Here is a 26,146-nt window from a genome sequence, read left to right as displayed (position 1 = left end):
AGAGTCCTTTTAATTTATAAAAGGAGAATTTACATGGATTATAAAGATACCCTGTTAATGCCAAAAACAGCTTTTAAAATGCGTGGCGGTTTAGTCAATAAAGAACCAAAAATGCAAGATCATTGGCGTGATATTGACCTCTATAACAAAAAGCTTAAATTGAATGAAGGTAACACACCATTTGTATTACATGATGGTCCACCGTATGCGAACGGTAATCTTCATATGGGGCATGCCTTGAACAAGATCATCAAAGACTTCATCATCCGTAATAAACAAATGCAAGGTTATTATTCACCTTACGTACCTGGTTGGGATACACACGGTCTGCCAATCGAACAAGCCTTAACAAACAAAGGTGTCGACAGAAAATCGATGTCGATTGAAGAATTTAGAAATAAATGTATTGAGTTTGCAAACTCTCAAATTGACATCCAACGTGAAGGATTTAAACGTATGGGTGTTGATGGTGAGTGGGACAACCCTTATTTAACTTACAAACCTGAATTTGAAGCATCTCAAGTCCGTGTCTTAAAAGATATGGTTGAAAAAGGTCTTATTTATAAAGGGAAAAAGCCAATCTACTGGTCTCCAACAAGTGAGTCATCTCTTGCAGAAGCTGAATTAGAATACAAGGATAAAAAATCACCATCTATTTATGTTGCCTTTGAAGTCACTGATGGTAAAGGTATTGTCGATAACGGCGTTAAATTTGTCATATGGACAACCACACCATGGACAATTCCATCTAACCTAGCACTTGCTGTTCATAAGAACTTAAACTATGTTCAGTTTAACTATCAAGGTGAAGAATACATTGTTGCTGAAGACCTATTAGATTTCTTCTGTGAAGAAGTAGATTTCGATAAGGAACAAGTAACGCGTTCAAAAGAGTTTAAAGGTGAGTCACTTGACCGTCTGGTTGCGCGTCACCCATTAATTGACCGTGACAGCTTAGTGGTTCTTGGTGATCATGTAACTACTGAAGCAGGTACTGGGGTAGTTCATACAGCACCTGGCCACGGTGATGATGACTTTAAAGTAGGGCAACAGTATGGTTTAGACGTCTTGAGTCCTGTAGATGACAAAGGTGTATTTACGAGTGAGGCTGGTAAATATGAAGGACTCTTCTATGATGAAGCTAATAAGGTGATCACTGAAGATCTAGAAGCTGCTGGTGCACTCTTGAAACTTAGCTTCTATACACACTCATATCCACATGACTGGCGTACGAAAAAACCGGTTATTTTCCGTGCTACACCGCAGTGGTTTGCATCAATCGATGGTGTGCGTCAAGATATCTTAGATGCTTTAATGGATACTAAATTCCAAGTGGAATGGAACCGTAAACGCATGTACAATATGATCAAAAATAGAGGAGACTGGGTCATTTCTCGTCAGCGTGTCTGGGGTGTGCCTCTACCATTCTTCTATGCTGAAGATGGTCAAGAAATCATTGATGCAGATGTTATTGAGCACATTGCTTCACTATTTGAGGTGCACGGTTCAAATATTTGGTTTGAATGGGATGCGAAAGATTTACTCCCAGAAGGCTATAGTCATGAAGGCTCACCGAATGGTGAATTTACTAAGGAAACTGACATCATGGATGTTTGGTTTGACTCTGGCTCAACACACCGCGGGGTTTTAGATTACAGAGATTATCTAACTTATCCTGCTGATCTTTACTTTGAAGGTTCTGACCAATATCGTGGTTGGTTTAACTCATCACTGATAACAAGTGTGGCAACAAAAGGTCAATCACCATACAAAGAATTACTATCTCACGGTTTCGTCATGGATGGCCAAGGTAAGAAAATGTCTAAATCTCTAGGCAATGTTATCCTACCAACTAAAGTAATGCAGCAAATGGGTGCGGATATTATCCGTTTATGGGTCATGTCATCTGACTTCCAAGAAGATGTTAGAGTGTCTGACGATATTCTTAAACAAGTATCAGAAGTTTACCGTAAAATCCGTAATACATTCAGATTCTTACTCGGTAACGTCAATGACTTTAATCCAAATGTTGATGCAGTAGCTTATGAAGATTTATTTGAAGTAGATAAGTATATATACAATCGCTTTAATAAATTAAAAACATTCATGCTGGATTCATATGATAAGTATGATTATGTAACGATGTATCAAACTGTACAGAACTTTATCAATGTAGATCTTTCTAACTTCTACTTAGATTATGGTAAAGATATTCTTTACATTGAAAAAGCTGATGCACCAATCAGACGTAGTTTACAGACAGTATTGTATAAGATTCTTAAAGAATTGAACTTATTATTAACTCCAGTTCTTGTTCATACAGTTGAGGAAATTTATGAGCATACACCGTATACAGAAAAAGAGAGTGTGCACTTAGAACACTATCCAGAGCGTGAAGACATTGATCAAGCACTCGTTGAAAAATGGCAGAAATTCATGGCAGTTAGAGATGACGTATATAAAGCTTTAGAAGTTGCAAGAAACGAAAAAGTCATCGGTAAATCATTAGATGCGAAAGTGACGATCAGTCAACCAGAAAACTTAGACTTAGACGATATTCGTGGTAGTCTTGCACAGTTCTTCATCGTGTCACAGGTTGAAGTGGTTGATGAACTGACTGACGGTACAGCTTATGACAACGTTAACGTTAAAGTTGAGCATGCAGAAGGTGAACGTTGTAACCGCTGCTGGAACTATTCAACGGCAGATTCAATTGTGAACGGTGAGGATGATATTTGCCCACGTTGCCGTGAAGTTGTGGATGCACTTTAAGTTATGGAAAAGTATAGAATTGGTCCAATGTTAATCTTAGCCATTGGCATTCTCATCTTTGACCAGGTCACTAAATTCTTAGTCACGACACAGATGTCGCTCGGAGAATCTATACCGGTTATTGGAGAAACTCTACAGATTACTTCACATAGAAATAGTGGCGCTGCCTGGGGCATGTTTGAAAATCGTATGTTATTCTTTTACATCATCACAGTTATTGTGATTGGATTCTTAATTTACCTATATAAAACAGAGGCAAGCAACAATCTGATGATGCAAATCGGTATTGCTATGCTATTAGCAGGTGCTATAGGTAACTTTATAGACCGATTACTGTTTCAAGAGGTGGTCGACTTTGTCGATGTCATGATCATCAATTATGATTTTCCGATATTTAATGTAGCGGATAGTGCTTTAACAGTCGGTGTCATTATTCTATTAATCGAAGTATTTATAACGGGGAAAGGTAAGGAAACAAAATGACATTAATTATTGAAAGTTCCAATCAAGGCGATCGTCTAGATACGTTGCTCTCTAATACCAAACCCGATACGTCTCGAACAGATATTCAAAATAGAATAAAATCTGGCCATATTACAGTCAATGGTCAAACTGTAAAATCAAATTATAAGGTGAAAACAGGCGATGAAATTGAGTTTCTAGAGAGAGAAACGATAGTGTCTGATATCACGCCTGAGAATTTAAATTTGAATATAATCTATGAAGATGAAGATGTAGCCGTTGTGGATAAACCACGCGGTATGGTGGTTCATCCTGCTGCTGGTCATGCAACAGGCACACTCGTTAATGGCCTGATGTACCAATTGGATAACCTCTCTGGTATTAACGGAGAACTCCGCCCTGGCATTGTCCATCGTATAGATAAGGATACGTCCGGCTTATTGATGGTTGCTAAAAATGATGTGGCACATAGAGCCTTGGTTGAACAACTTATGGATAAGACAGTGACGAGAAAGTATACTGCCCTTGTTCATGGTGTGATACCACATAACTTAGGTACAGTTGAAGCACCAATTGGGCGAAACCCTAAGGAACGTCAAGATATGGCAGTTGTCGATGACGGTAAGGATGCGGTTACGCACTTTAATGTTATTGACCGCTTTAAAGAGTTTACACTAGTTGAATGTATTCTAGAAACAGGTCGTACACACCAGATTAGAGTACACATGAAGTATATTGGTTATCCTTTAGCTGGAGATCCTAAGTACGGACCAAGAAAAACGATAGACACTGACGGACAGCTACTCCATGCAGGTGTGATCGGTTTTAATCATCCTAAAACAGGTGAGTATTTAGAGTTTAAACAGCCATTACCTGAGTACTTCACAAATGAACTGGATGAATTAAAACGAACAGAAAGTTAAAAGTTTTGTTGACTTAATATAAGTCGATTGTTATGATAGTTTCAATCAAATGAATACGAGGTCTTTAAATTTTAGTCCTGTGAGGCTAAGAAGACGTGACGCGCACATGGAAAACTACCTAGGATAGGTGTGTCTTTTCCATGTGATAATAGAGCATATCTATATACTCATGTCTTCGGACATGAGTATTTTTTTTGTAAAAATGGAGGGAATTAAATGTCAGTCAAGATAATAATGGATGAAGCACAAATTAATCGGGCAGTTACACGCATGTCACATGAAATTTTAGAAAAACATAAAGGGCCTGAGAACATCGTCATCCTTGGTGTAAAAACACGAGGCGAGCACTTAGCGAAACGCATCACGGAAAAAATAGAGTCTATAGAAGGCGTAAAGATCCCAACAGGAACAATCGACATTAGCGGTTATCGAGATGATCGACCAGAAGATGCAAAGTCAAGTGATGCAGTGATTACTGAGGCAGATTACACAGATAAAAATGTAGTGATTGTCGATGACGTATTAGAAACAGGACGTACCATTAGAGCAGCTATCGATGCGATTTTAAATTTAGCTCGACCAAAGACAATTTCACTTTCCATATTAGTTGATAGAGGACATAGAGAACTACCTATTCGTCCTGACTATATCGGTAAAAATATACCGACATCTAAAAGTGAGAAGGTCATTGTAAAGGTTCACGAAGTTGACGGGGAAACGAGCGTCACAATCCAATAGTAAAAGGAGATGTACACATGTCAGGTAAAACGTCCGAAGATGCCTTATTTGAAAGAACGGTGGAACCAAAGTTAGATGTTCATGAAAGGCCGAAACTACTACAAGGGCTATTGCTCAGTTCACAGCACCTCTTCGCTATGTTCGGTGCCACAGTACTAGTACCCTTCTTAACTGGGTTACCAGTCAGCGCGGCACTGATTGCAAGTGGATTCGGGACACTGATTTATATTCTGGTCACCAAGGGACAGATACCAGCTTACCTCGGTTCAAGTTTTGCTTTTATACTTCCGATTACGATTGCACTTGGAGCGAATAGCCTTGGTGAAGTATTGACCGCACTATTCTTTAGTGGTGTGCTCTATGTATTAATTGGCTTCATAATTAAGCTTGCTGGTACTGATTGGATCATGAAAATGTTACCACCGATAGTTGTTGGACCGGTCATTATGGTAATTGGACTTGGCCTAGCACCAGTTGCAGTGGATATGGCCATGTACACGGACTCAGGGAATCAAGAAGGTTACAGTATAACTTATATTACAGTCGCTTTAATTACCTTGGTGATTACAATATTAGCTTCTATATTCTTAAAAGGTGTACTCGGTTTGATACCGATACTAATCGGTATCGTCGGAGGGTACATTACAGCCTTAATCTTCGGCATCGTCGACTTGAGTATTATCAGAGACACGGGTTGGTTTGTTTTACCTGACTTGTACGTTCCGTTTGTAGATTACACACCGGCGATGAATATAGGACTCTTCATCGTCATGCTACCGATCGTCTTTGTAACGATTTCAGAGCACATTGGACACCAGGTAGTCATCAATAAGATTGTCGGAAGGAACTTCTTTAAAAAGCCTGGTCTTCACCGTTCGCTCCTAGGTGATGGCCTTGCGACCATGTTTTCGAGCACGATTGGTGGCCCACCAACAACGACTTACGGTGAAAATATCGGAGTCTTGGCCATTACGAGAATTTTTTCGATCTGGGTTATCGGCGGGGCGGCTGTACTTGCAATTATCCTCGGTTTTGTTGGTAAATTTACAGCCGTAGTTCAAAGTATCCCTTCACCAGTCATGGGTGGGGTATCCATCCTGCTATTCGGGATCATCGCAGCTAGTGGTTTACGCATGCTCATCGATGCGAAAACTGACCTTGATAACAAGAGAAATCTCGTCATCGCTTCGGTCATACTGGTCATCGGCATCGGTAAGGCGCATCTAGATTTCACTATAGGAAACATTCCTTTTAACTTAGAAGGTATGGCACTCGCAGCACTTGCAGGCATATTATTAAATCTAATTTTACCTAACAAGGAGATGGACTAAATGAAAAACTTATTATCAATGGAAGAAGTTAACGTAAATGAAATTGAAGCTTTAATTACAAGGGCATTAGAGATTAAATACGGTAAGCCAGTGATGAAGTTAAACGATAAAACAGTCGTCAACTTGTTCTATGAAAACTCTACGCGTACAAAAGTGAGCTTTGAAATGGCAGAGAAAAACTTAAACCTAACCCAGCTACCTTTTGATATTGCAACGAGTTCAGTGTCTAAGGGTGAATCGCTCTACGATACATGTAAAACACTAGAAGCAATTGGAGCGGATGCACTGATTATTAGACACCCAGATAATAAGTACTATCAAGAATTAGAAAATATTAATATTCCCATCATCAACGGCGGTGACGGCAGTGGTTCACACCCAACACAGTCACTATTAGATATGATGACTATATATGAAAACTTAGGTAGAATTGCAGGATTAAAAATTGCGATTGTCGGTGATATCAAGCACTCAAGAGTTGCTAAATCTAATGCACAGGCGCTATCTAAAATGGGTGCAGATGTCTATTTCTCAGGGCCAGAAGTCCTACAAGAAGCGACACTCAATGTGCCTTATATCGATTTAGACGAAGCAGTTAAAACATGTGATGTTGTTATGTTATTAAGAGTACAGCATGAACGACATGAATCTTTTGAAGAAATGGATAAGTCAGAGTACAACCGCTTATACGGCATGAATGAGGAACGCTTAAAAGAAATGAAAAGTCATGCTATTATTATGCACCCTGCACCAATGAATAGAGGTGTTGAAATAACAGATAGCCTGGTTGAATGCGAAAAAAGTGTCATCTTTGAACAGATGTCAAACGGTGTTTTCATGCGTATGAGTATTTTAGAACGTGTACTGGAAGGAGAAGAATCATATGTCAATGCTACTAAAGCACGCTACGCTCTTATATAAAGGGTCTGAAATTACGAGAGATGTTCGTATAGAAGAGGGTATTGTCACTGAAATTGGTGAATCATTAACTGGCGGTGACAAAGAGATTGATTGTTCAGGGAAACTATTATCTGCAGGATTTGTCGATGTCCATGTTCATCTAAGAGAACCAGGTTTTGAACATAAAGAAACGGTTGCAACAGGATCAAAAGCAGCTGCTCGGGGTGGCTTTACAACCATCTGTCCAATGCCAAACACATCCCCAATCATTGATTCTATCGAAGAACTTAATAAGCTTAATGCAATTATAGAAAGAGATGCAGTGATTGAGGTATTGCCTTATGTTTCGATTACAAAAAGGTTAAAAGGAGATAAGCTTGTTGATTTCCCTGCCTTAAAGAAAGCTGGCGCATTTGCATTTACCGACGATGGTGTCGGTGTCCAAAGTGCGGATATGATGTACCGTGCCATGCAAAAGGCTGGTGAAATTGATATGCCGATTGTAGCGCATACAGAAGAGAATTCTCTTATATACGGTGGTGTCATTCATCAGGGTGAGACAAGTGAAAAATTAGATATTCCTGGTATCCCATCGATTACAGAAACAGTCCAAATTGCGAGGGACGTGCTCTTAGCTGAAGCGGCAGATTGTCATTATCATGTCTGTCACGTTTCAACGAAGGAAAGTGTGCGAGTGATTAGAGATGCGAAACGTGCAGGAATTAAAGTGACTGCAGAGGTCACACCGCACCACTTAGTATTAGACGAAAATGATATTACAACGCGAGACCCTAACTTTAAGATGAACCCACCACTTAGATCATCAACAGACAAACAAGCTTTAATTGAAGGGCTCTTAGACGGGACGATTGATTTTATTGCCACTGACCATGCACCCCATCATGAAGATGAGAAGAATGTAGGCATATTAAAAGCACCATTTGGCATTACTGGAAGTGAAAATGCCTTCCAGTTACTATACACGAGACTAGTACAAACAGACGTATTTACACTCGAACAACTGCTTGATTGGTTGACAGTAAAACCTGCCGAAGTTTTCAACTTAGATCGCGGGAAGTTAGAGGTTGGTCAACGTGCAGACTTAACTTTAATTGATTTAGAAAAGACCTATACGTTAAATAAAAAAGATTTTTTATCGAAATCACAGAACACACCTTTTGATGGTGTGGAACTAAACAGTGATATTGTCTTAACTATATCTCAAGGTCGTATCGTCTACGAAAATATGTGAAACAGGGGTGCCTCATGCTTAGAGAAGGTAAAGTGGTTGCTAAAAGTTACATAGCAAGAGATGTGTTTGAGTTTGTTATTGCAGTCGACCTCAAAAATATAGAAATTAGACCTGGTCAGTTTGTCCATGTACGGGTCTCGGAATCGACAGAACACGTCTTAAGACGACCGATTTCAATTTCTTCTGTCGATACAATCAATCATACAATCACACTTGTTTTTAGAGCTGGTGACCAATCGAGCGGTACTAATAAAATAGCACTAACTGCTGTCGGTGAGCATCTTGACCTATTGCTACCTCTAGGAAATGGCTATAAGTTAGATGATGTCAACCAAGGAGATAGTGTCCTCATTATCGGTGGAGGCATTGGTGTACCGCCACTCTACGAATTGGCTAAAAGATTGAATGATAGAGGGGTAAGGACGACACATATTCTCGGCTTTAACAGTGAAAAAGATGTGTTTTACGAAGATAAGTTTAAAGCGCTTGGGGAAACTTATATTGCCACTGCTGATGGCTCTTATGGCAATCCTGGATTCGTCACAGATGTCATTGAAGAAATTGGTGACGCTTTTGATAAGTTTTACGCTTGTGGTCCAAAGGTAATGTTAAAAGTCCTAGATGAAACCTTAGATATCGATGGCTATATTTCCCTAGAAGAACGAATGGGTTGTGGCATCGGTGTTTGTTATGCCTGTGTTTGTCAAAGTAGGAAACAAGGGCAGCTTAAAATATGTACAGATGGACCAGTATTTGAAAAGGGAGCGATTATTCTATGAATCACAAATTAAACGTCTCTTTACCTGGTCTAGACTTAAAAAATCCTGTCATGCCTGCTTCTGGTTGCTTTAGTTTTGGACAGGAATTAAGTAAACTATACAATTTATCTGAGCTTGGTGCAATTATGATTAAGGCAGCGACAGAAGAAGAACGAGAGGGTAATTTAACGCCTCGTGTAGCAGAAACATCAAGTGGTATGTTGAATGCAATTGGTCTACAAAACCCCGGTGTCGATCATATTATCGAAAATGAATTAAAGTTTCTAAATACATACGATGTACCTGTCATTGCTAATGTTGCCGGCACTACAATTGAAGATTATGTTGAGGTCGCAAGAAAAATTTCAGCTTCACCTACAGTAAAGGCTTTGGAATTAAATATATCTTGTCCAAATGTTAAAGAAGGTGGCATCCAATTTGGAACTGATCCAAAGACGGCAAAAGAATTAACACGGGCTGTTAAAGAAGTTAGTGAAAAACCAGTTTATGTTAAGCTTTCACCTAATGTAACGAGTATTGTTGACATGGCGAAAAGTGTGAGTGAGTATGCTGATGGCCTAACGATGATCAATACCTTAGTGGGTATGAAGCTCGATAGTAATGGAAAACCATTGCTCAATAATAAGACTGGCGGGCTCAGTGGGCCAGCTATAAAACCTGTTGCAATCAATATGGTCTATCAAGTCCGTCAAGCATTACCTGATATACCGATTATTGCTATGGGTGGGATTAGTAACGTTGATGATATCATTGATTTCATCAGTGTAGGCGCAGATGCCGTTGCAATAGGGACAATGAATTTTACAAATCCCTTTATTTGTAAAGAGCTAATCGAGCTTTTATCAAAAAAAGTGAGTGATATGAATTTAAAACACATACACGATATTAAAGGACGCGCATTTGTCTAAGAGGAGAAATATAATGACGAATTCACTAATTATCGCTTTAGATTATCCAAACTTAAAAGAAGCAAAAAAATTTTTAAAACATTTTGATGAGCCACTCTATGTCAAAGTCGGCATGGAATTATACATGCAAGAAGGTGCGAATGTTATTTCTTACTTAAAGGATGCGGGCCATCAAGTGTTTTTAGATTTAAAACTACATGATATTCCGACAACTGTAGAGAGAACGATGGCTGTCTTAGGTCATTTAGATGTTGATATGATCAATGTGCATGCCCAAGGTGGCTTCGACATGATGTACAGGGCAAGTATAGCTTTTAAAGCTGCTAATCAAAATGGCAAGATTATTGCAGTGACGCAATTGACATCTTTTGATGAAAAAACGATGCAAAAAGAACAGCAAACATCACTTTCTATGACAGACAGCGTCTTACATTATGCCAAGCTTGCCTATAAAGCTGGTTTGGATGGGGTGGTGTCATCACCATTAGAAAGTCGCTTGATTCATAATGAGATTGCTGAAGATTTTTTAACAGTCACACCAGGCATACGCTTGACTGACAATAGATCGGACGATCAAGTACGTGTTGTCACGCCAGAACGTGCGCGACTGTTAACTTCAGATTATATTGTCGTCGGTCGACCAATTACTGAAAGTGATAATCCAAGAAGTGCATATCATCATATTAAACAACTATGGGAGGGTAAGTAAATTGTCTAAAAAAATTGCCAACATATTACTAAAACTCGGTGCGGTTAAGCTATCGACACTTGAACCCTTTACCTGGGCAAGCGGGATAAAGTCTCCAATCTATTGTGATAACAGACAGATTTTAGGAGATGTTAAGTCGCATAGAGCAGTTATTGAGAATTTTAAAAGTTTGGCCGGAAGATACGGCGCTATTGATGTAGTAGCCGGAACAGCAACAGCGGGCATACCACATGCAACCTTGCTAGCAGATCGATTAGATTTACCCTCCGCATATGTGAGAAGCAGTAAAAAATCACATGGTACAGGACGTCAAATAGAAGGGTCGCCGGTCGATGGTAAAAATGTATTATTAATTGAAGATTTGATTTCGACCGGCGGCTCTAGTCTAAACGCAGTTGAAGCTTTAAAAGAAGAAGGTGCCAATGTTGTCGGCGTACTTGCTATATTTTCTTACGGTATTGCAGGTGTAGAAGAAAAATTCTCCAGAGCAGATTGTAAATTAGAGGTGCTGACTAATTTAGATACGATTTTAAGTGAAGCGGTTGATTGTGGCGTCATAAATTCAGATGAGCATGTTCAGATTTTAGAATTTAGAGATGGTTTGTAAGGTATCGGCTCAATGTGAGGCCGACAGCGGTCCGGTAGAAGAATACCGGCTTAATGTGAACCTGACAGCGGGCCGCAAAACAAAAATCGGCTCACTGTAAAACACACAGTGAGCCGGCCTAAAATAAAATCTATATTTATTTTTCCATTGCTTTAACTTTGTCGCTATCTGGAGTCACATTGACTGTCGTCTGTTCTGAATAGCTAACAAAGCCTGGTTTCGTGCCAGGTATGTTTTTAACATGTTTGATTTCTGTATAGTCAACCGGTACTCCAGCAGATTGACCTGCCTTAGAGTAATATGCAGCTAACATTGCTGCCTCTAATATATCTGCTTCTTCTATATCATTTGCATTATGTGCAATAACGACGTGTGAACCTGGAATATCTTTAGTGTGGAACCACAGATGGTTGTTCTGAGCTTGACGGTTAGTCAAATAGTCATTTTGTTTATTATTTTTACCGACAAAGACAGGTAGGCCGTTTGAAGTCACAAATTCATGTAGCTGAATCTTTTTCTGTTTCTTTTTCTTTTTAGATTTCTGTGCTTTTATAATTCGCTCTTCAACAAGCTCTTGTCTAACTTCCTCTACTTCATCTTCTGTCGTAATATTCTCCATCTGATGCAGTAAATTATTAAAGTATTCAACATCTATATGCGCAATTCTTAGCTGTTCTTCAGCAATCTTTTCCCTATTTTTCAACTTATTATATCGGTTGTAAAAGTACTGTGCATTTTCAGACGGTGACCGTTGTTGATCTAAAGGAATATCAATTTCTTCATTTGTGTAATAGTCGAGTACCTTAACACTATCTTGAAATGGTTTAATCGTGTGCATATAGGCCGTTATCAATTCACCATACTTTTGATATTTGTCTTTTTCTTTTGCTTCTTTTAAATCATCTTTAAGCTTATCAATCTTCCTAAGTGTCTTATCGTGCTCACGTTCAATAACTTGATAGTAGTCAGACGCTTTTTGTTTAATCATACTTTTTTGAGCTCTCTGATGGTAAAAGTCATCCATAAGTTCACTTAAACTATTGTAAGTTTTAGTTGGATTTCCAAGATGGTGGAGCCTAGTAAAGTAAAATACAGGTTTGTCTTGATCGTAAAATACTGGTTCCACTTTTTGACTGTCATCTAAGGCATCTTTAATCGCGTCGACGATGTTATCCTTATTAAAGTAGGTCACCTTAGACTCAACTTCTTTTACAAAGAGTGGGCTGAAGCCCTCAATTTGATTTAAAATTTGCTTGTTGACCTTACCCTTATTCCAATCGATAAACTTCGGTAGCTCATTGATTTCAGAAGTTCTCGGATTTAATTTCTTACCTGTCGGCGGTTTTTCATAACTAAAGCCCGGCATGATGGTTCGGGCATTGTTGTTTGGTGTGAGGTGTTTGATGCTTTCAATAATTTTATATGTTTGATCAGTTAAAATGATATTGGAATGACGTCCCATGATTTCTAAAATTAAAATTCGTTCGATATCATCACCAATATCATTTATAGCACGTATATGAATATGAACAATTCTATCGTTACCTTGATGTTCTACTGAAGTGATGATGCCACCCTCGATGTGTTTTCTTAATACTCGAGTAAACATTGGGGGTTCAAATGGAAATTCATATTTTTCCCCTGTAATATGAAATCTTGAGAACATCGGATGACTACTGATTAATAATTGATGATTTTTACCAGCCGCGCGCATTTTAAAGAGAAGGGTAGTCTGGTCCATTTGATGTATTTTATTAATTTTACCACTCACTAGAAATTGTAATTCGTCTACAAGTGCATGTGTAAAATTTCCGTCTAAAGCCATGTGTATTCCTCCTCAAAATGATTACATATTATTTTATCATGAATGTCGGGTCAATGTCGGCAATATTGATGAAATTTCAGATGATCTATGATACATTAAGAAGTAATCAAAATTAGAAAGGTTACATTCCATGGTATCTGATAAAGGATTGCTCATCGTACTCTCAGGACCGTCTGGTGTCGGAAAAGGCACAGTTCGTAAAGCTATTTTCGATCATCCTGAGACTAACTTTAAATATTCAATTTCAATGACAACAAGAAACAAAAGAGAAGGCGAAGTTGATGGTGTCGATTACTTCTTTAAAACTAGGGAAGAATTTGAAACATTAATTCGTCAAGATAAGTTTATCGAGTACGCAGAATACGTCGGTAATTATTACGGTACTCCAGTGGATTATGTAAAAGAAACGACTGCCAATGGTCATGATGTCTTTTTAGAAATTGAAGTGGAAGGTGCCAAACAAGTCAGAGAAAAATTCCCTGAGGCCTTGTTTATCTTCTTAGCACCACCAACACTTAGTCAATTAGAACAACGACTCATCGGCCGTGGAACAGATTCACAAGAAGTCATCGACCACCGCATAAGAGAAGCGAAACGTGAGTTGAACATGATGAATCTTTACGATTATGTCGTTATTAATGATGATGTTACAAAAGCAAGAGAGAGTGTACAATGCATTGTTGAAGCGAGTCATCTGGAGCGGTCACGTGTAGAGAATAAGTTAAGAAAATTATTATTGGAGGCTGACAATTAATGTTATACCCAGCAGGTCACGAATTAAAAAAACATGTTGATTCAAAATATCTAGTAGTATCTATGGCAGCGAAACGCGCCAGAGATTTACAGGAGCATCCTGATCGTAAGCTTTTAGATTCATATCGTTCTAAGAAAAATGTTGGCTTTGCTTTAGAAGAAATTGCAGCCGGCAAAGTGACAGTAGATAAATAGTTCAAAAAATAACGCTGACAATTCATTGTCAGCTTTTTTTTAAAGAGGTGGGAAATTTGGCAAATATCGTAATCGGTGTTACAGGCGGCATTGCCAGTTACAAGGCGATTGATTTAACGAGCAAACTCGTTCAAAGAGGCCATGCTGTTCGAGTCGTTTTAACAGATAACACACAAGAATTCGTTACACCACTCGCTTTTCAAGCTATCAGTCGTAACCATGTTTATACCAATACTTTTTTAGAAGAGGACCCAGCCTCCATTGCACATATTAAAATTGGTGAGTGGGCTGATGTAATTGCAGTTGTTCCAGTGACTGCAAATACTATAGGGAAATTTGCGAATGGTATCTATGACAACATGTTACTCAATGTACTCGCAGCGAATACTAAGCCGGTATTAATGGCGCCAGCAATGAATGTACACATGCTACATCAGCCTTCAGTACAAAACAATATCGATAAACTGCGTGCACAAGGCGTAACGTTCATTGACTCAGAATCAGGCTTTTTAGCATGTGGCTATAATGCTAAAGGACGTTTGGCAGACGTATTTAAGATCGTGGAGAAGCTTGAAGAAATGGTGACAGCAAAACAAGATTTTCTAGGTAAGAAAGTGTTAATTACGGCGGGCCCAACGCGTGAAAAACTCGACCCAATACGTTTCTTATCTAATTTTTCAAGTGGCAAGATGGGTTATAGTATCGCTGAAGCCTTTCAAGCACAGGGAGCAGATGTCACTTTAATTAGTGGACCGGTCAATCTACCGACACCTACTGGAGTCAGAAGAATTGATGTGGAATCAACAGAAGAGATGTTTGAGGCTGTAAAAGCACACATGAATAACGATATAGGTGTTTTCACTGCGGCAGTTTCTGACTATACAGTAAAAGATGTAAGTAGTAATAAGATGAAGAAGGTCGATGGCAAGTTACCTTCAATTGAACTTATCGAAACACAAGATATATTAAAATATGTGGGTCACAATTCAAAGAATATGTATGTTGTCGGTTTTGCAGCAGAGACACATGACGTTGAATCATATGCGCTTGGTAAGCTTGAAAATAAAAAGGCTGACGCAATTATTATGAATGATGTGTCGAATCCTGAAATTGGCATGAATTCGGATGACAATGAAGTAACAATGCTATTTAAAGATGGTACAAAACACCCATTACAAAAGATGAGTAAACGTCAATTAGCCAATCAAATAATAGAAGCTTTAAAAGAACGGGTGAAGGATTAATGTATGCATCTGTCATCGTGAGTGTGACTTCAAAAGATGTTAATCGTTTGTTTGACTATAAAGTACCTGATCATTTAAAAGATGTAATAAAAGTCGGGCACAGGGTCTTTGTCCCCTTTGGCCCGAGACATATTCAAGCATATGTCATGGCGTTAAATGAATATAGTGATGTTCCTGAAAATAAAGTCAAAGAAATTGTTAAAGTCATGGATGTCGAGCCGGTTCTAACAACAGAATTAGTCGCCTTATCAAAAAAGCTTGCGAACTATTATATAGAACCCTATATATCAGTGATTGAAACGATATTACCAGCAGCCTTGAAGACCAAAGCAAAAAAAGTCTTACATTTAAATGATAATGCGACAGCAGAAGCTCGGTTCATGTATGAATCCTTAAACAATGGTCAACTTATAGAGACGAAAAGTTTATCAACGAAAGAACTTGCATCACTTTTACCCTATATAAATCAGGGTGAGGTTTATGAGGATATTCAACTGAGTCAACATACGAGAAAGAAAACCCAAAAAGCGGTGGAGTCACTCTACCTAAATAAATCAACATTGGAACGTGCACCCAAGCAACTTGAAGCGCTCTATGCTGTTGAACAAGCTGAGGAACCTGTATTATTAAGCGATCTTAAGGACCAAGGATATTCTGAAGCAATTGTTAGAGAATTAGAGAAAAAAGGTTTTGTTAGAAAGTTAGACGTTGTCGTTGAAAGAGACCCGTTTGATGGGAAGGTTTTTGAAGCAGACCAGAAGAAAACTTTAACCAAAGAACAAGATGAAGCATTTAAGTCGATTAACCATGCAGTTATAGAGGGCCAAATTAACACCTATCTCTTACACGGTGTGACCGGTAGTGGGAAGACTGAGGTATATTTACAACTCATTGAAACAACACTAAAAGAAGGAAAAGAAGCGTTAATGCTCGTACCTGAAATTGCTTTAACACCGCAGATGGTTAACCGTTTTAAGGCGCGTTTTGGTGATGATGTTGCTGTACTGCATTCCGCCTTAAGCCATGGTGAAAAATACGATGAGTGGAGAAAGATTAGTGATGGACGTGCGCGTGTTTCAGTAGGTGCACGTTCTTCCATATTTGCACCTTTTAAAAATATAGGGTTAATTATCATCGATGAAGAGCACGAAACGACCTATAAGCAATCTGAAAGACCGATGTATCATGCTGCTGAAGTGGCAAAATTAAGAGCGGAATTCCATAGTTGTCCAGTCGTCTTAGGCTCAGCGACACCGTCATTAGAAAGTTTTGCTCGTGCACAAAAAGGTGTGTATGATTTATTTACTTTAAGCGAACGTCCAAATATGAATCCATTGCCGACCGCAGAAATTGTCGATATGGCTGAGGAACATAAAGAAGGTAATGCTGGAATTTTATCGGCACGTTTAAAAGAAGCGATTCATTCGAGAATAGACAAAGGTGAACAGACCGTGCTCTTGTTAAACCGACGCGGTTTTGCAAACTTTCAAATCTGCCAAAATTGTGGTCACGTACCACAGTGTCCTAACTGTGATATTTCCCTAACTTATCATAAGACGAATCAGAGTTTGATGTGTCACTATTGTGGTTATGAGGAAGCGGTCAAGAAGCAGTGTCAAGACTGTGGCGCGAGTGATGTAACCTTTAGAGGGACTGGGACACAAAAAGTTGAAGAAATTTTAAGAGATACTTTTGGTGTCGATATCGTCAGAATGGATGTTGATACTACCCAAAATAAAGGGGCACATGAACAATTACTGAAAACTTTTGAAGAACAAAAAGTTCCCATTCTCCTTGGGACTCAGATGATTGCTAAAGGTTTAGACTATCCCAATGTGACCTTAGTCGGCGTCCTAAACGCAGATACGATGTTAAATTTGCCAGACTTTAGGGCGAATGAACGCACCTTTCAATTGCTCACTCAGGTTGCAGGGCGTGCAGGGCGCCACAGTCTACCTGGAGAGGTCATTTATCAGACGTACAATCCAACGCATTATGCAATCACTATGGCTAAGGACAATAACTATATTGATTTTTATAGTAAAGAGATGGACTTTAGAAAGTTTGCGCGTTATTCACCGTATTATTTTCATGTCCTATTCACCATATCTAGTGAGCAGATTAAGGATTGTTTAAATGCAACGACAGATATTCATCAAACGCTTGTTGATAGTGTATCCACTTCTGCTTATATTATCGGACCGTCACCAAGCCCAATTGAAAGGATTAAGAACAAGCTTCGCTTTCAAATCCTGTTAAAATATAAGAGAGAGCCTGCCCTGATGGATGTATTAAATCAGCTTGATTTAAAATATACTGAGTTATATAAGAAAAGTGGTATATCATTAAAAATTGATGTCGATCCACAATTCATAATGTAGGAGTTTAATTATGACAAAAATAATATTTATGGGTACACCTGATTTTTCGGTGCCAATTTTAAAAGAACTTCAAAAAGAATACGGTGTTGATTTGGTTATATCTCAACCTGCTAGACCAGTCGGCAGAAAAAAAGTGATGACAGATCCACCCGTTGCAGTTGCAGCTAAATTGCTCGGTATAGAGGTGTATCAACCAGAAACAATGCAGACTGATGAAGCCCTTCAAAAGGTAAGTGACATTGAGCCAGACCTAATTATCACCGCTGCATTTGGGCAATTATTACCTGAAAGCGTTCTAGAAGTACCAAGATACGGTGCCTTAAATGTGCATGCTTCACTCCTACCTAAACATAGAGGGGGTGCACCCATTCACCGTGCGATCATGAGCGGTGACTCACATACTGGTGTGACGATTATGTACATGGCGAAAAAACTAGATGCAGGGGATATTATTAGTAGCGAGCGTATTGAAATCAAAGATGAAGATGATACGGGTACCTTATTTAATAAATTAAGTTATGTCGGTGCATCTTTATTGATGAAAACTTTACCTTCAGTTTTAAGTGGAGAAAATGAGAGAACAGAACAAGATCATGACGCAGCAACTTTCAGTCCTAACATTTCTAAAAAGGATGAAATCATTGACTTTACTAAAGACGCAAGATATGTCTTTAATACAATTAGAGGCTTAAATCCATGGCCTGTTGGACATACGACCTTAGATGATAAACGCTTAAAAATATTTAGTGCGTCCTTAACAAATGAAACAACAAACAAGCCTGCTGGAACAATTGTCAAACTGTCTGACGATGGCTTTTTAGTAGCGACAGGAGATGGTTTACTCATCAATTTAACAGAAGTTCAACTCGCTGGTAAAAAGCGTGTAAAAGCCTTAGATTTTATAAATAATCAAAAGAACCTAATAGGGGAAAGACTAGGGGTGGATCATGACAGTTAGAGCAATTGCACTCGACTTATTCGAGGCTGTAATAACCGATAAGGCCTATAGTAATATCGCCTTAAATGAAGTCTTAAGATATGAGGACCTATCAACTGAAGATAAGGGACTTTTGACTGAAATACTATATGGTACCTTACAAAGAAAGTTGACTTTAGAGCACTTTATTAAGCCATTTATTAGGACTAAGTTAAAACGTTGGCAAAGACACTTACTCCTTATAAGTGTCTATCAATTAGAATATCTAGATAGAGTACCGGATTATGCGGTTATCAATGAAGCGGTGGAAATCGCTAAAGATGAAGGTGGTCCGGGCTCAGCTAAACAAATTAACGGGATATTAAGAGCTTACTTAAGAAGTGAACGTCCTGGTTTTACAAATATTAAAGACGATGCACACAGGTTATCATTAATGTATAGCATGCCTAAATGGATTATTAGACATTGGTTTAAACATTATAGTTATGATGAAACTGAAAAGATTTTAGACGCCTTGATTGAGCGTCCACAAATGTATTTAAGAACGAATAAGAAATTAATTGATAGAGATGATTTAATCAAAACATTAACCGCTGAAGGATACATGGTGGCACCATCAGACTTGCATCCCGATGCGATTCGTTTCAATGGACAAAATATTACTTTATCCCAAAGTTATAAAGATGGACTGTTTGCAATACAAGATGTTTCTTCGATGTTTGTAGCTATGGCGCTAAAACCAGAAGATAATGATGTAATATTAGATGCATGTAGTGCACCAGGCGGTAAAGGCATGCATGCTTTAGAGTCGATGCATGGTGGAAAAGTCGTTTTCGCTGACTTACATGACCACAAAATTACATTGATTAACAATGAAGCAACACGTCTAAAACATACCAATTATCAAGCGTTATCAGCAGATGCGAAAAGTTTTGATTACGGTAGACAGTTTGACCGCATTATTGTTGATGCACCGTGTTCAGGACTCGGTGTAATTAAGCGAAAACCTGAAATTAAATATGAACGATCTTCTGACAGTATAGAAGAACTCGTTGAATTACAATTAGAAATACTGGATAATGTAAAAAAACACTTAAAACCTGGTGGGATTTTAATCTATTCAACGTGTACCATTCATCAGTTGGAGAATGAAAATGTTGCTTTTACCTTCAAAAAGAAACACGACGACATAGAGTTTGATGATTTCTCCATTCCAGCTTTTGATTTTACCGGACCGTACCGACAAATCTTACCCTATGAACATGATACAGATGGCTTTTTTATAGCAAGATTTAAGAAGTCACAAAGTTGATCAACGGAAGTGAGGGTTTACCTTGGAAGTAACTTCGAAAAGTATATGTGGACAATTCAGAGAAATAAATGAAGATATGACAGGTTATTTTACCAACCAAACCGGCCAACAACTGCTGTTAATAGCTGATGGTATGGGCGGGCACCAATATGGTGAAGTGGCGAGTCAATTCGTACATGATAAAATTAAGCACGCTTGGGAAGAGAAGAATTTATTTAATATAGATGAGGCTGAAGCATTTTTAAGAGACCTCGTTGTAAAGACCAACCGTGAACTGTATGACTATCAGGAAGAAAATACTAAGTATAAAGGTATGGGCACGACCTTGGTATTAGTTGCTGTTATAGAAACGAGTATGCTCGTCTTGAATGTTGGTGATTCGAGGGCTTATGTTATGAACAATCGTAAGATTGATCAGATTACAGAAGATCATACTTTCGTTAATGTACTTGTTGCCAGTGGTGAGATTACTAAAGAAGAAGCTTTATCGCACCCGAGACGTAATTTGATTACGCGTGCTATGGGTACTGAACCGATGATTCAAGCCGATGTCTTCCGATTAAGAGCACGTCAATATGACTATGCCTTACTTGCGACAGATGGATTAACGGATATTTTACGACCGGACGAAATTCATAAGTTGATGTACAGTGCTAAGCTCAACTTAGAAGAAAAGGCAGAACACCTAGTTCAATCAGCAGAGGACAATCAATCTCGAGATAATATTAGTATTGTCGTTGCTGACTTGAGACGAGGTGACGGGAATTGATCGGAAAAGTAGTGTCAGAGCGTTATAAAATAGAAAAATATCTCGGCGGCGGCATGAGTTCAGTCTATCAGGCTAAAGATATAATTTTAGATAGAGACGTCGTTGTTAAAATGATTAAATCTGATCCGTTAGACAAAGAGAAGTCAGTAAGAAGATTTCAAAGAGAAGTGGAGAGTACAATCCAGCTTTCTCATCCGAATATTGTGAGCGTAATCGATGTGGATGACACTGAAGAATATCATATTCTTGTGACTGAAGTTGTCCACGGGCCAAACTTAAAAGCGTACATTATGAAAAATAATCCTTTAGATATCGATGAAATAGTCAGTATTGCAATGATGACTTTAAAGGGTATAGAACATGCTCATGATAGAGGGATTATTCACCGAGATATCAAACCTCAAAATCTACTTTTAGATGAAAAAGGCAGAATCAAAATTACTGATTTTGGTATTGCTAAAGCACTGAGTGAGACGCGAATGACTGAAACCAATCAAGTCATAGGGTCGGTACAATATATTTCACCTGAACAGGCGAAAGGGCAAAATACTGATGAACGTACGGATATATATTCTTTTGGCATTATGCTATTTGAATTGTTAACAGGACGTTTACCATATGAAGCTGAGACAGCTGTTTCCGTTGCTTTAAAACACATCTCAGATCCTTTTCCGGACATCAATGATTACAGAGAAATTCCAATCGGTTTAAAAAATATTGTTATGAAGTGTACAGAGAAAGATCCAAGAGATCGTTATCGTCACGCAAATGACGTACTTTCTGCACTCGTACATTATAAAGATATGACAGAACCATATCAGCCGGTTAAAAAAATCACCCAAGACAAGACGGTCGTAACTCCGCCGGTTGTCCCAGTTAAGAAAGAAGAGAAAACAGCGCCAAAACAACAAATGGCAAACTCTCAAGTTGTGAATGAACCAAAAGAAGAAAAACTAAAAAAGAAAAGGCGTAAGTGGCCTTGGATTGCTTTACTTATCTTCTTGTTGTTAGCAAGTTCAGCAAGTGCAGCCTTCTTCTTATGGGATAGAATACCGCCTACTGTAGAGATTGAGAACCTACAAAATATGACAGTCGAAGAAGCTGAATCTTACCTTGAATCGGAGTCTCTGGTCTTAGGTGAGATAGAGGAGACCTATGACGATAACTTTGAAGAGGGTACAATTATAGAAACGACGCCAGTTTCTGGATCCGAAGTTGAAAGAGAAAGTGAAATCGATCTTCTAGTAAGCTTAGGAAAACAACCATTTACAGTTGAAGATTATACAGGTGCGAACTTTGAAGAAACCAAAGCTGCTTTAGAAGAAGCTGGTTTTTCAAATGTGGTCGCTGAGTATGAATATTCTGATCAAGAAGTGGGTACAGTCCTTAATCAATCTATCGAACAAGATGAAGAAGTTTATCCAGAAGAAGAGACGATGACTTTGACAGTTTCAGAAGGACATGAACCAATACCAATCACTAACTATACAGGTACGGACTTTGACACTGCTAAGTCAGAATTAGAAGCTCAAGGTTTCATCGTAAATGTGACAACAGAAGTTTACAGTGATTCAGTAGCAGAAGGTGCGATAGTTTCTCAAGACCCTTCTTATGGAGATTTTTTACCTGGATCACAAATTAATGTTATCGTGTCATTAGGAGAAGCACCGCCAGAAGAAACAACCTATCAAATTTCACTAAATCTACCATATCCTGAATCATCAACATCTGGTTCTGAAAGTTCAGATTCAAAATCAGAATCAGAGAGTGACTCTGAAGAAGAGGAATCTGAACCTGTGGATGCAAAAATTTATATTGACGATAAGGATAATGATATAGGTGAAGTAGCAGAGGCGATAGAAATTACCGAAGATACGAATCACACAATTTCTCTAGTCCTTGAAGAAGGACAGGATGGATCATACAAAGTAGAAGTTGATGGTGAAGAAGTTATAAATGAAACAGTTGAAAATTAAGTAAATATTGGCATTGGCTTTACTGTTTATATATAATGGTAGAGTACATTCGAATTGGAGGAATGAAATTATGGCAACACTTAAGAGGGATAAGGGCTTAGATAATACTTTGAAAGTATTAAAGCAAGGTTATCTTTACACAACAAATCAGAGAAATCGTCTAAACACATCAGTTTTCCAAACTAAAGCACTCGGTGGTAAACCATTCGTAGTTGTGACTGGTAAGGAAGGCGCTGAAATGTTCTACAACAATGATGTTGTTCAACGTGAAGGCATGTTACCAAAACGTATCGTTAATACGCTTTTTGGTAAAGGTGCAATCCATACGGTAGATGGTAAAAAACACGTAGACAGAAAAGCATTGTTCATGAGCTTGATGACTGAAGGTAACTTGAATTATGTACGAGAATTAACGCGTACATTATGGCATGCGAACACACAACGTATGGAAAGTATGGATGAGGTAAATATTTACCGTGAATCTATCGTACTACTTACAAAAGTAGGAACACGTTGGGCAGGCGTTCAAGCACCACCTGAAGATATCGAAAGAATCGCAACAGACATGGACATCATGATCGATTCATTTAGAGCACTTGGTGGTGCCTTTAAAGGTTACAAGGCATCAAAAGAAGCACGTCGTCGTGTTGAAGATTGGTTAGAAGAACAAATTATTGAGACTCGTAAAGGGAATATTCATCCACCAGAAGGTACAGCACTTTACGAATTTGCACATTGGGAAGACTACTTAGGTAACCCAATGGACTCAAGAACTTGTGCGATTGACTTAATGAACACATTCCGCCCATTAATCGCAATCAACAGATTCGTTTCATTCGGTTTACACGCGATGAACGAAAACCCAATCACACGTGAAAAAATTAAATCAGAACCTGACTATGCATATAAATTCGCTCAAGAAGTTCGTCGTTACTATCCATTCGTTCCATTCCTTCCAGGTAAAGCGAAAGTAGACATCGACTTCCAAGGCGTTACAATTCCTGCAGGTGTAGGTCTTGCATTAGATGTTTATGGTACAACGCATGATGAATCACTTTGGGACGATCCAAATGAATTCCGCCCAGAAAGATTCGAAACTTGGGACGGATCACCATTTGACCTTATTCCACAAGGTGGTGGAGATTACTGGACAAATCACCGTTGTGCAGGTGAATGGATCACAGTAATCATCATGGAAGAAACAATGAAATACTTTGCAGAAAAAATAACTTATGATGTTCCAGAACAAGATTTAGAAGTGGACTTAAACAGTATCCCAGGATACGTTAAGAGTGGCTTTGTAATCAAAAATGTTCGCGAAGTTGTAGACAGAACATAATAATTATAGTAAAAGTGGCAAGCCCCTTTGGGAGCTTGCCACTTTTTTATGATTATATAGTTTTTGATTGGTTGTGTGCTTCGGATGATAATGAAGATTGCTCATCACCCCTTCTGTATCTAAAAATAACTTCTCACACCATGGTATTCACTCATACCGCCTTCTATATTGTTAGCATTGTAACCATGTAGAAGCATGTGGTCCTGAACACGTTTTGATCGGCCACCTGATTTACATACTAAGTAATATTCTTTACTCTTATCCAACGTGAGTTCATCTAGATTAAAGGTACTTAATGGGTAGTGTACTGCTCCAGGAATAAATCCTGTTTCTTTTAATTCTTCAGTTTCTCTGACATCAATGACAACTTTCCCATCTTTACCGAGTACTGTATTAATTTCATTAATATTAATATCCATTTTAAACCTCCATAATCATTATCCATTTACATGTACCAATCATTTTATCATACATAATAAATTGATATAATAGACTAGTACTTATAATAAACTGAGGTGTTGTATGCAAAAAGGGAAAATTGTAAAAGCTTTAAGTGGTTTTTATTATGTATTATCAGATGACAAGATATATTCGACTAGAGCACGTGGTCTCTTTAGAAAGAATGATGAAAGTCCCTTAGTGGGCGATGAAGTTAAATTTCAAATCGAAAATGAAGATGAAGGCTATATTACCGAAATTTTGCCTCGTAGAAATGCTTTAGTTCGTCCACCGGTTGCAAACATCGATCAGCTCTTGGTGACGGCAAGCTTGAAGTCTCCGGATTTTAGCTACTATTTACTCGATCGTTTCATTGCCTATAGTGAAGCGAATGACATTGATCCTGTCATCATTGTGACAAAGAACGACCTTAACGATGACAAGGAATTGATTCATGAAATTGAAGAAACTTATGGTCATATTTATGAAGTTCACTTTACGGATAAAACACATATCAGAGATGATTTACAGGACCTTTTCTCAGGGAAAACAAGTGTGCTCGCTGGGCAATCTGGTGCGGGAAAATCAACCTTACTTAACACACTACTCCCTGAACTTGAACTCAAGACAGATGAGATTTCCAATGCTTTAAACCGTGGTAAGCATACGACCCGTCATGTAGAACTAATTGATCATGATGGTGGATATATTGCGGATACACCGGGATTCTCAACGATTGAATTTATGAATATCGACAAATATAATATCAAATTTTGCTTTATAGATTTTAATCAATATAGCTGTAAATTCCGAGAATGTCTCCACATTAATGAACCTAAATGTGGTGTCAAACAAGCGGTTGAAGATGGTGAACTTAAACAGAGTCGCTACGACAGTTATGTCAAAATTTATAATGAAATTGACAATAGAAAAGAGAGGTACTAAATATGGCAAAGGTATTACCGTCACTTTTAGCAAGTGATTTTTCAAAGTTAGCTACAGAGATAAAAGAAATGGAAGATGCAGGCGCTGATATTTTTCATTTAGATATAATGGATGGTCAGTTTGTTCCTAATATTTCTTATGGTATTCCTGTGTGCCAAGCAATCGCACAGCATGCGAGTATACCATTGGATGTCCATTTGATGACCTATGATCCCACTCAGTTTGTAGAAGAATTTAAAAACATGGGTGTAGACATGTTGTCGTTTCATATAGAGGCGACACCACATGCGCATAGAGCAATTCAGTTGATTAAGTCTTCAGGAATGAAGGCAGGGATTGCACTAAATCCACAAACACCAGTTGAAGCTGTAAAACATTTACTAAAGGATCTTGATTTCGTTTTAATCATGACAGTGAATCCAGGCTTTGGAGGACAGGCCTTTATTGACATGTGCTTAGATAAGTTGGACGAACTTACAACCATAAAGCATAATTCTAACTTAGACTTTGATATTGAAGTAGACGGCGGTATTAATGATAAGACTGGCTCACTTTGTAAAGCGCACGGTGCAAACCTACTAGTGAGTGGGTCATATTTATTTAAAGCAGAAGACAAACAACAAACGATTAGGAACCTAAAGGAATGATCAT

At 38.4% G+C, this 26,146-nt stretch carries 24 protein-coding genes; 22 read left to right on the top strand and 2 right to left on the bottom strand.

Features of this window, described 5'->3' with window-relative positions:
- Positions 1–33 precede the first annotated feature (33 nt).
- The 11 genes from ileS to pyrE all read left to right on the top strand — a co-directional run bounded on the left by ileS (position 34) and on the right by pyrE (position 11,381).
- On the top strand, positions 34–2,772 hold the full coding sequence (gene ileS, locus JEM45_RS03920) for an isoleucine--tRNA ligase (protein ID WP_198687855.1): 2,739 nt from the start codon (positions 34–36) through the stop codon (positions 2,770–2,772).
- A gap of 3 nt (positions 2,773–2,775) precedes the next feature.
- Positions 2,776–3,255 (top strand): signal peptidase II, encoded by a 480-nt coding sequence (gene lspA, locus JEM45_RS03915; protein WP_198687854.1) that lies wholly within the window; start codon positions 2,776–2,778, stop codon positions 3,253–3,255.
- Entirely contained in the window at positions 3,252–4,157 is a 906-nt protein-coding gene (locus JEM45_RS03910; protein WP_198687853.1) for an RluA family pseudouridine synthase, read from the top strand. Before lspA ends, JEM45_RS03910 begins: the two co-directional genes overlap by 4 nt.
- Before the next feature lie 216 nt (positions 4,158–4,373).
- The gene (pyrR, locus tag JEM45_RS03905) at positions 4,374–4,895 is read left to right on the top strand and encodes a bifunctional pyr operon transcriptional regulator/uracil phosphoribosyltransferase PyrR (protein WP_198687852.1); all 522 of its coding nucleotides are present in this window, start codon (positions 4,374–4,376) and stop codon (positions 4,893–4,895) included.
- A gap of 17 nt (positions 4,896–4,912) precedes the next feature.
- Positions 4,913–6,226 (top strand): solute carrier family 23 protein, encoded by a 1,314-nt coding sequence (locus JEM45_RS03900; RefSeq protein WP_026867545.1) that lies wholly within the window; start codon positions 4,913–4,915, stop codon positions 6,224–6,226.
- A complete protein-coding gene (locus tag JEM45_RS03895; RefSeq protein WP_051220571.1) occupies positions 6,227–7,147 on the top strand; it encodes an aspartate carbamoyltransferase catalytic subunit in 921 nt (306 codons plus the stop codon).
- Entirely contained in the window at positions 7,110–8,378 is a 1,269-nt protein-coding gene (locus tag JEM45_RS03890; RefSeq protein ID WP_026867546.1) for a dihydroorotase, read from the top strand. Before JEM45_RS03895 ends, JEM45_RS03890 begins: the two co-directional genes overlap by 38 nt.
- Before the next feature lie 14 nt (positions 8,379–8,392).
- Entirely contained in the window at positions 8,393–9,157 is a 765-nt protein-coding gene (locus tag JEM45_RS03885; protein WP_166626491.1) for a dihydroorotate dehydrogenase electron transfer subunit, read from the top strand.
- Positions 9,154–10,065, top strand: coding sequence for a dihydroorotate dehydrogenase (locus JEM45_RS03880; RefSeq protein ID WP_198687851.1), 912 nt, complete (start codon positions 9,154–9,156; stop codon positions 10,063–10,065). The genes JEM45_RS03885 and JEM45_RS03880 overlap by 4 nt, the downstream gene beginning before the upstream one ends.
- A 13-nt stretch (positions 10,066–10,078) precedes the next feature.
- On the top strand, positions 10,079–10,774 hold the full coding sequence (gene pyrF / locus JEM45_RS03875; protein ID WP_166626492.1) for an orotidine-5'-phosphate decarboxylase: 696 nt from the start codon (positions 10,079–10,081) through the stop codon (positions 10,772–10,774).
- 1 nt (position 10,775) lies between these two features.
- Positions 10,776–11,381, top strand: a complete 606-nt coding sequence (pyrE, locus tag JEM45_RS03870; RefSeq protein ID WP_026867550.1) for an orotate phosphoribosyltransferase — start codon at positions 10,776–10,778, stop codon at positions 11,379–11,381.
- A 136-nt stretch (positions 11,382–11,517) separates the two neighbouring features.
- On the opposite strand, the gene JEM45_RS03865 is transcribed toward pyrE, so the two are convergent.
- Positions 11,518–13,206 carry an Rqc2 family fibronectin-binding protein gene (locus JEM45_RS03865; protein ID WP_198687850.1) on the bottom strand — a complete coding sequence of 563 codons (1,689 nt, stop codon included), beginning with the start codon at positions 13,204–13,206 and terminating at the stop codon, positions 11,518–11,520.
- Positions 13,207–13,336: 130 nt separating this feature from the next.
- Here JEM45_RS03865 and gmk point away from each other — a divergent pair, with 130 nt between their 5' ends.
- The 9 genes from gmk (at position 13,337) to JEM45_RS03820 (ending at position 24,112) form a co-directional block, all read left to right on the top strand.
- Positions 13,337–13,960 carry a guanylate kinase gene (gene gmk, locus JEM45_RS03860; protein ID WP_026867552.1) on the top strand — a complete coding sequence of 208 codons (624 nt, stop codon included), beginning with the start codon at positions 13,337–13,339 and terminating at the stop codon, positions 13,958–13,960.
- The gene (gene rpoZ / locus JEM45_RS03855) at positions 13,960–14,154 is read left to right on the top strand and encodes a DNA-directed RNA polymerase subunit omega (RefSeq protein ID WP_026867553.1); all 195 of its coding nucleotides are present in this window, start codon (positions 13,960–13,962) and stop codon (positions 14,152–14,154) included. Before gmk ends, rpoZ begins: the two co-directional genes overlap by 1 nt.
- 56 nt (positions 14,155–14,210) lie before the next feature.
- Complete coding sequence (gene coaBC / locus JEM45_RS03850; protein WP_198687849.1) at positions 14,211–15,398, top strand: bifunctional phosphopantothenoylcysteine decarboxylase/phosphopantothenate--cysteine ligase CoaBC; 1,188 nt, start codon at positions 14,211–14,213, stop codon at positions 15,396–15,398.
- Entirely contained in the window at positions 15,398–17,779 is a 2,382-nt protein-coding gene (gene priA / locus JEM45_RS03845; protein ID WP_198687848.1) for a primosomal protein N', read from the top strand. Before coaBC ends, priA begins: the two co-directional genes overlap by 1 nt.
- 10 nt (positions 17,780–17,789) lie before the next feature.
- Positions 17,790–18,737: a methionyl-tRNA formyltransferase gene (gene fmt / locus JEM45_RS03840; protein WP_198687847.1), complete on the top strand. Its 948-nt coding sequence runs from the start codon at positions 17,790–17,792 to the stop codon at positions 18,735–18,737.
- The gene (gene rsmB / locus JEM45_RS03835) at positions 18,727–20,028 is read left to right on the top strand and encodes a 16S rRNA (cytosine(967)-C(5))-methyltransferase RsmB (RefSeq protein ID WP_198687846.1); all 1,302 of its coding nucleotides are present in this window, start codon (positions 18,727–18,729) and stop codon (positions 20,026–20,028) included. Before fmt ends, rsmB begins: the two co-directional genes overlap by 11 nt.
- A gap of 22 nt (positions 20,029–20,050) precedes the next feature.
- Entirely contained in the window at positions 20,051–20,797 is a 747-nt protein-coding gene (locus JEM45_RS03830; protein WP_198687845.1) for a Stp1/IreP family PP2C-type Ser/Thr phosphatase, read from the top strand.
- On the top strand, positions 20,794–22,773 hold the full coding sequence (pknB, locus tag JEM45_RS03825; protein WP_235678916.1) for a Stk1 family PASTA domain-containing Ser/Thr kinase: 1,980 nt from the start codon (positions 20,794–20,796) through the stop codon (positions 22,771–22,773). The genes JEM45_RS03830 and pknB overlap by 4 nt, the downstream gene beginning before the upstream one ends.
- A gap of 70 nt (positions 22,774–22,843) precedes the next feature.
- A complete protein-coding gene (locus tag JEM45_RS03820) occupies positions 22,844–24,112 on the top strand; it encodes a cytochrome P450 (RefSeq protein ID WP_198687844.1) in 1,269 nt (422 codons plus the stop codon).
- A 119-nt stretch (positions 24,113–24,231) separates the two neighbouring features.
- Here the strand turns inward: JEM45_RS03820 and JEM45_RS03815 are convergent, their stop codons facing one another.
- Positions 24,232–24,531 carry a rhodanese-like domain-containing protein gene (locus JEM45_RS03815; RefSeq protein ID WP_198687843.1) on the bottom strand — a complete coding sequence of 100 codons (300 nt, stop codon included), beginning with the start codon at positions 24,529–24,531 and terminating at the stop codon, positions 24,232–24,234.
- Between the two features lie 103 nt (positions 24,532–24,634).
- Between JEM45_RS03815 and rsgA the strand changes: the two genes are divergently transcribed.
- Together rsgA and rpe are read left to right on the top strand one after the other, a co-directional pair.
- Positions 24,635–25,495: a ribosome small subunit-dependent GTPase A gene (gene rsgA, locus JEM45_RS03810; RefSeq protein ID WP_026867562.1), complete on the top strand. Its 861-nt coding sequence runs from the start codon at positions 24,635–24,637 to the stop codon at positions 25,493–25,495.
- A 2-nt stretch (positions 25,496–25,497) separates the two neighbouring features.
- The gene (gene rpe / locus JEM45_RS03805; protein WP_198687842.1) at positions 25,498–26,142 is read left to right on the top strand and encodes a ribulose-phosphate 3-epimerase; all 645 of its coding nucleotides are present in this window, start codon (positions 25,498–25,500) and stop codon (positions 26,140–26,142) included.
- Positions 26,143–26,146 lie beyond the last annotated feature (4 nt).

Origin of the sequence: Jeotgalicoccus sp. ATCC 8456 (genome assembly GCF_016313225.1) — a bacterium.
In the GTDB taxonomy this organism is placed as follows: Bacteria; Bacillota; Bacilli; order Staphylococcales; family Salinicoccaceae; genus Jeotgalicoccus; species Jeotgalicoccus marinus.
The sequence above is the reverse complement of the archived record's forward strand: the minus strand, read 5'-3'. Positions and strand labels throughout refer to the sequence as shown.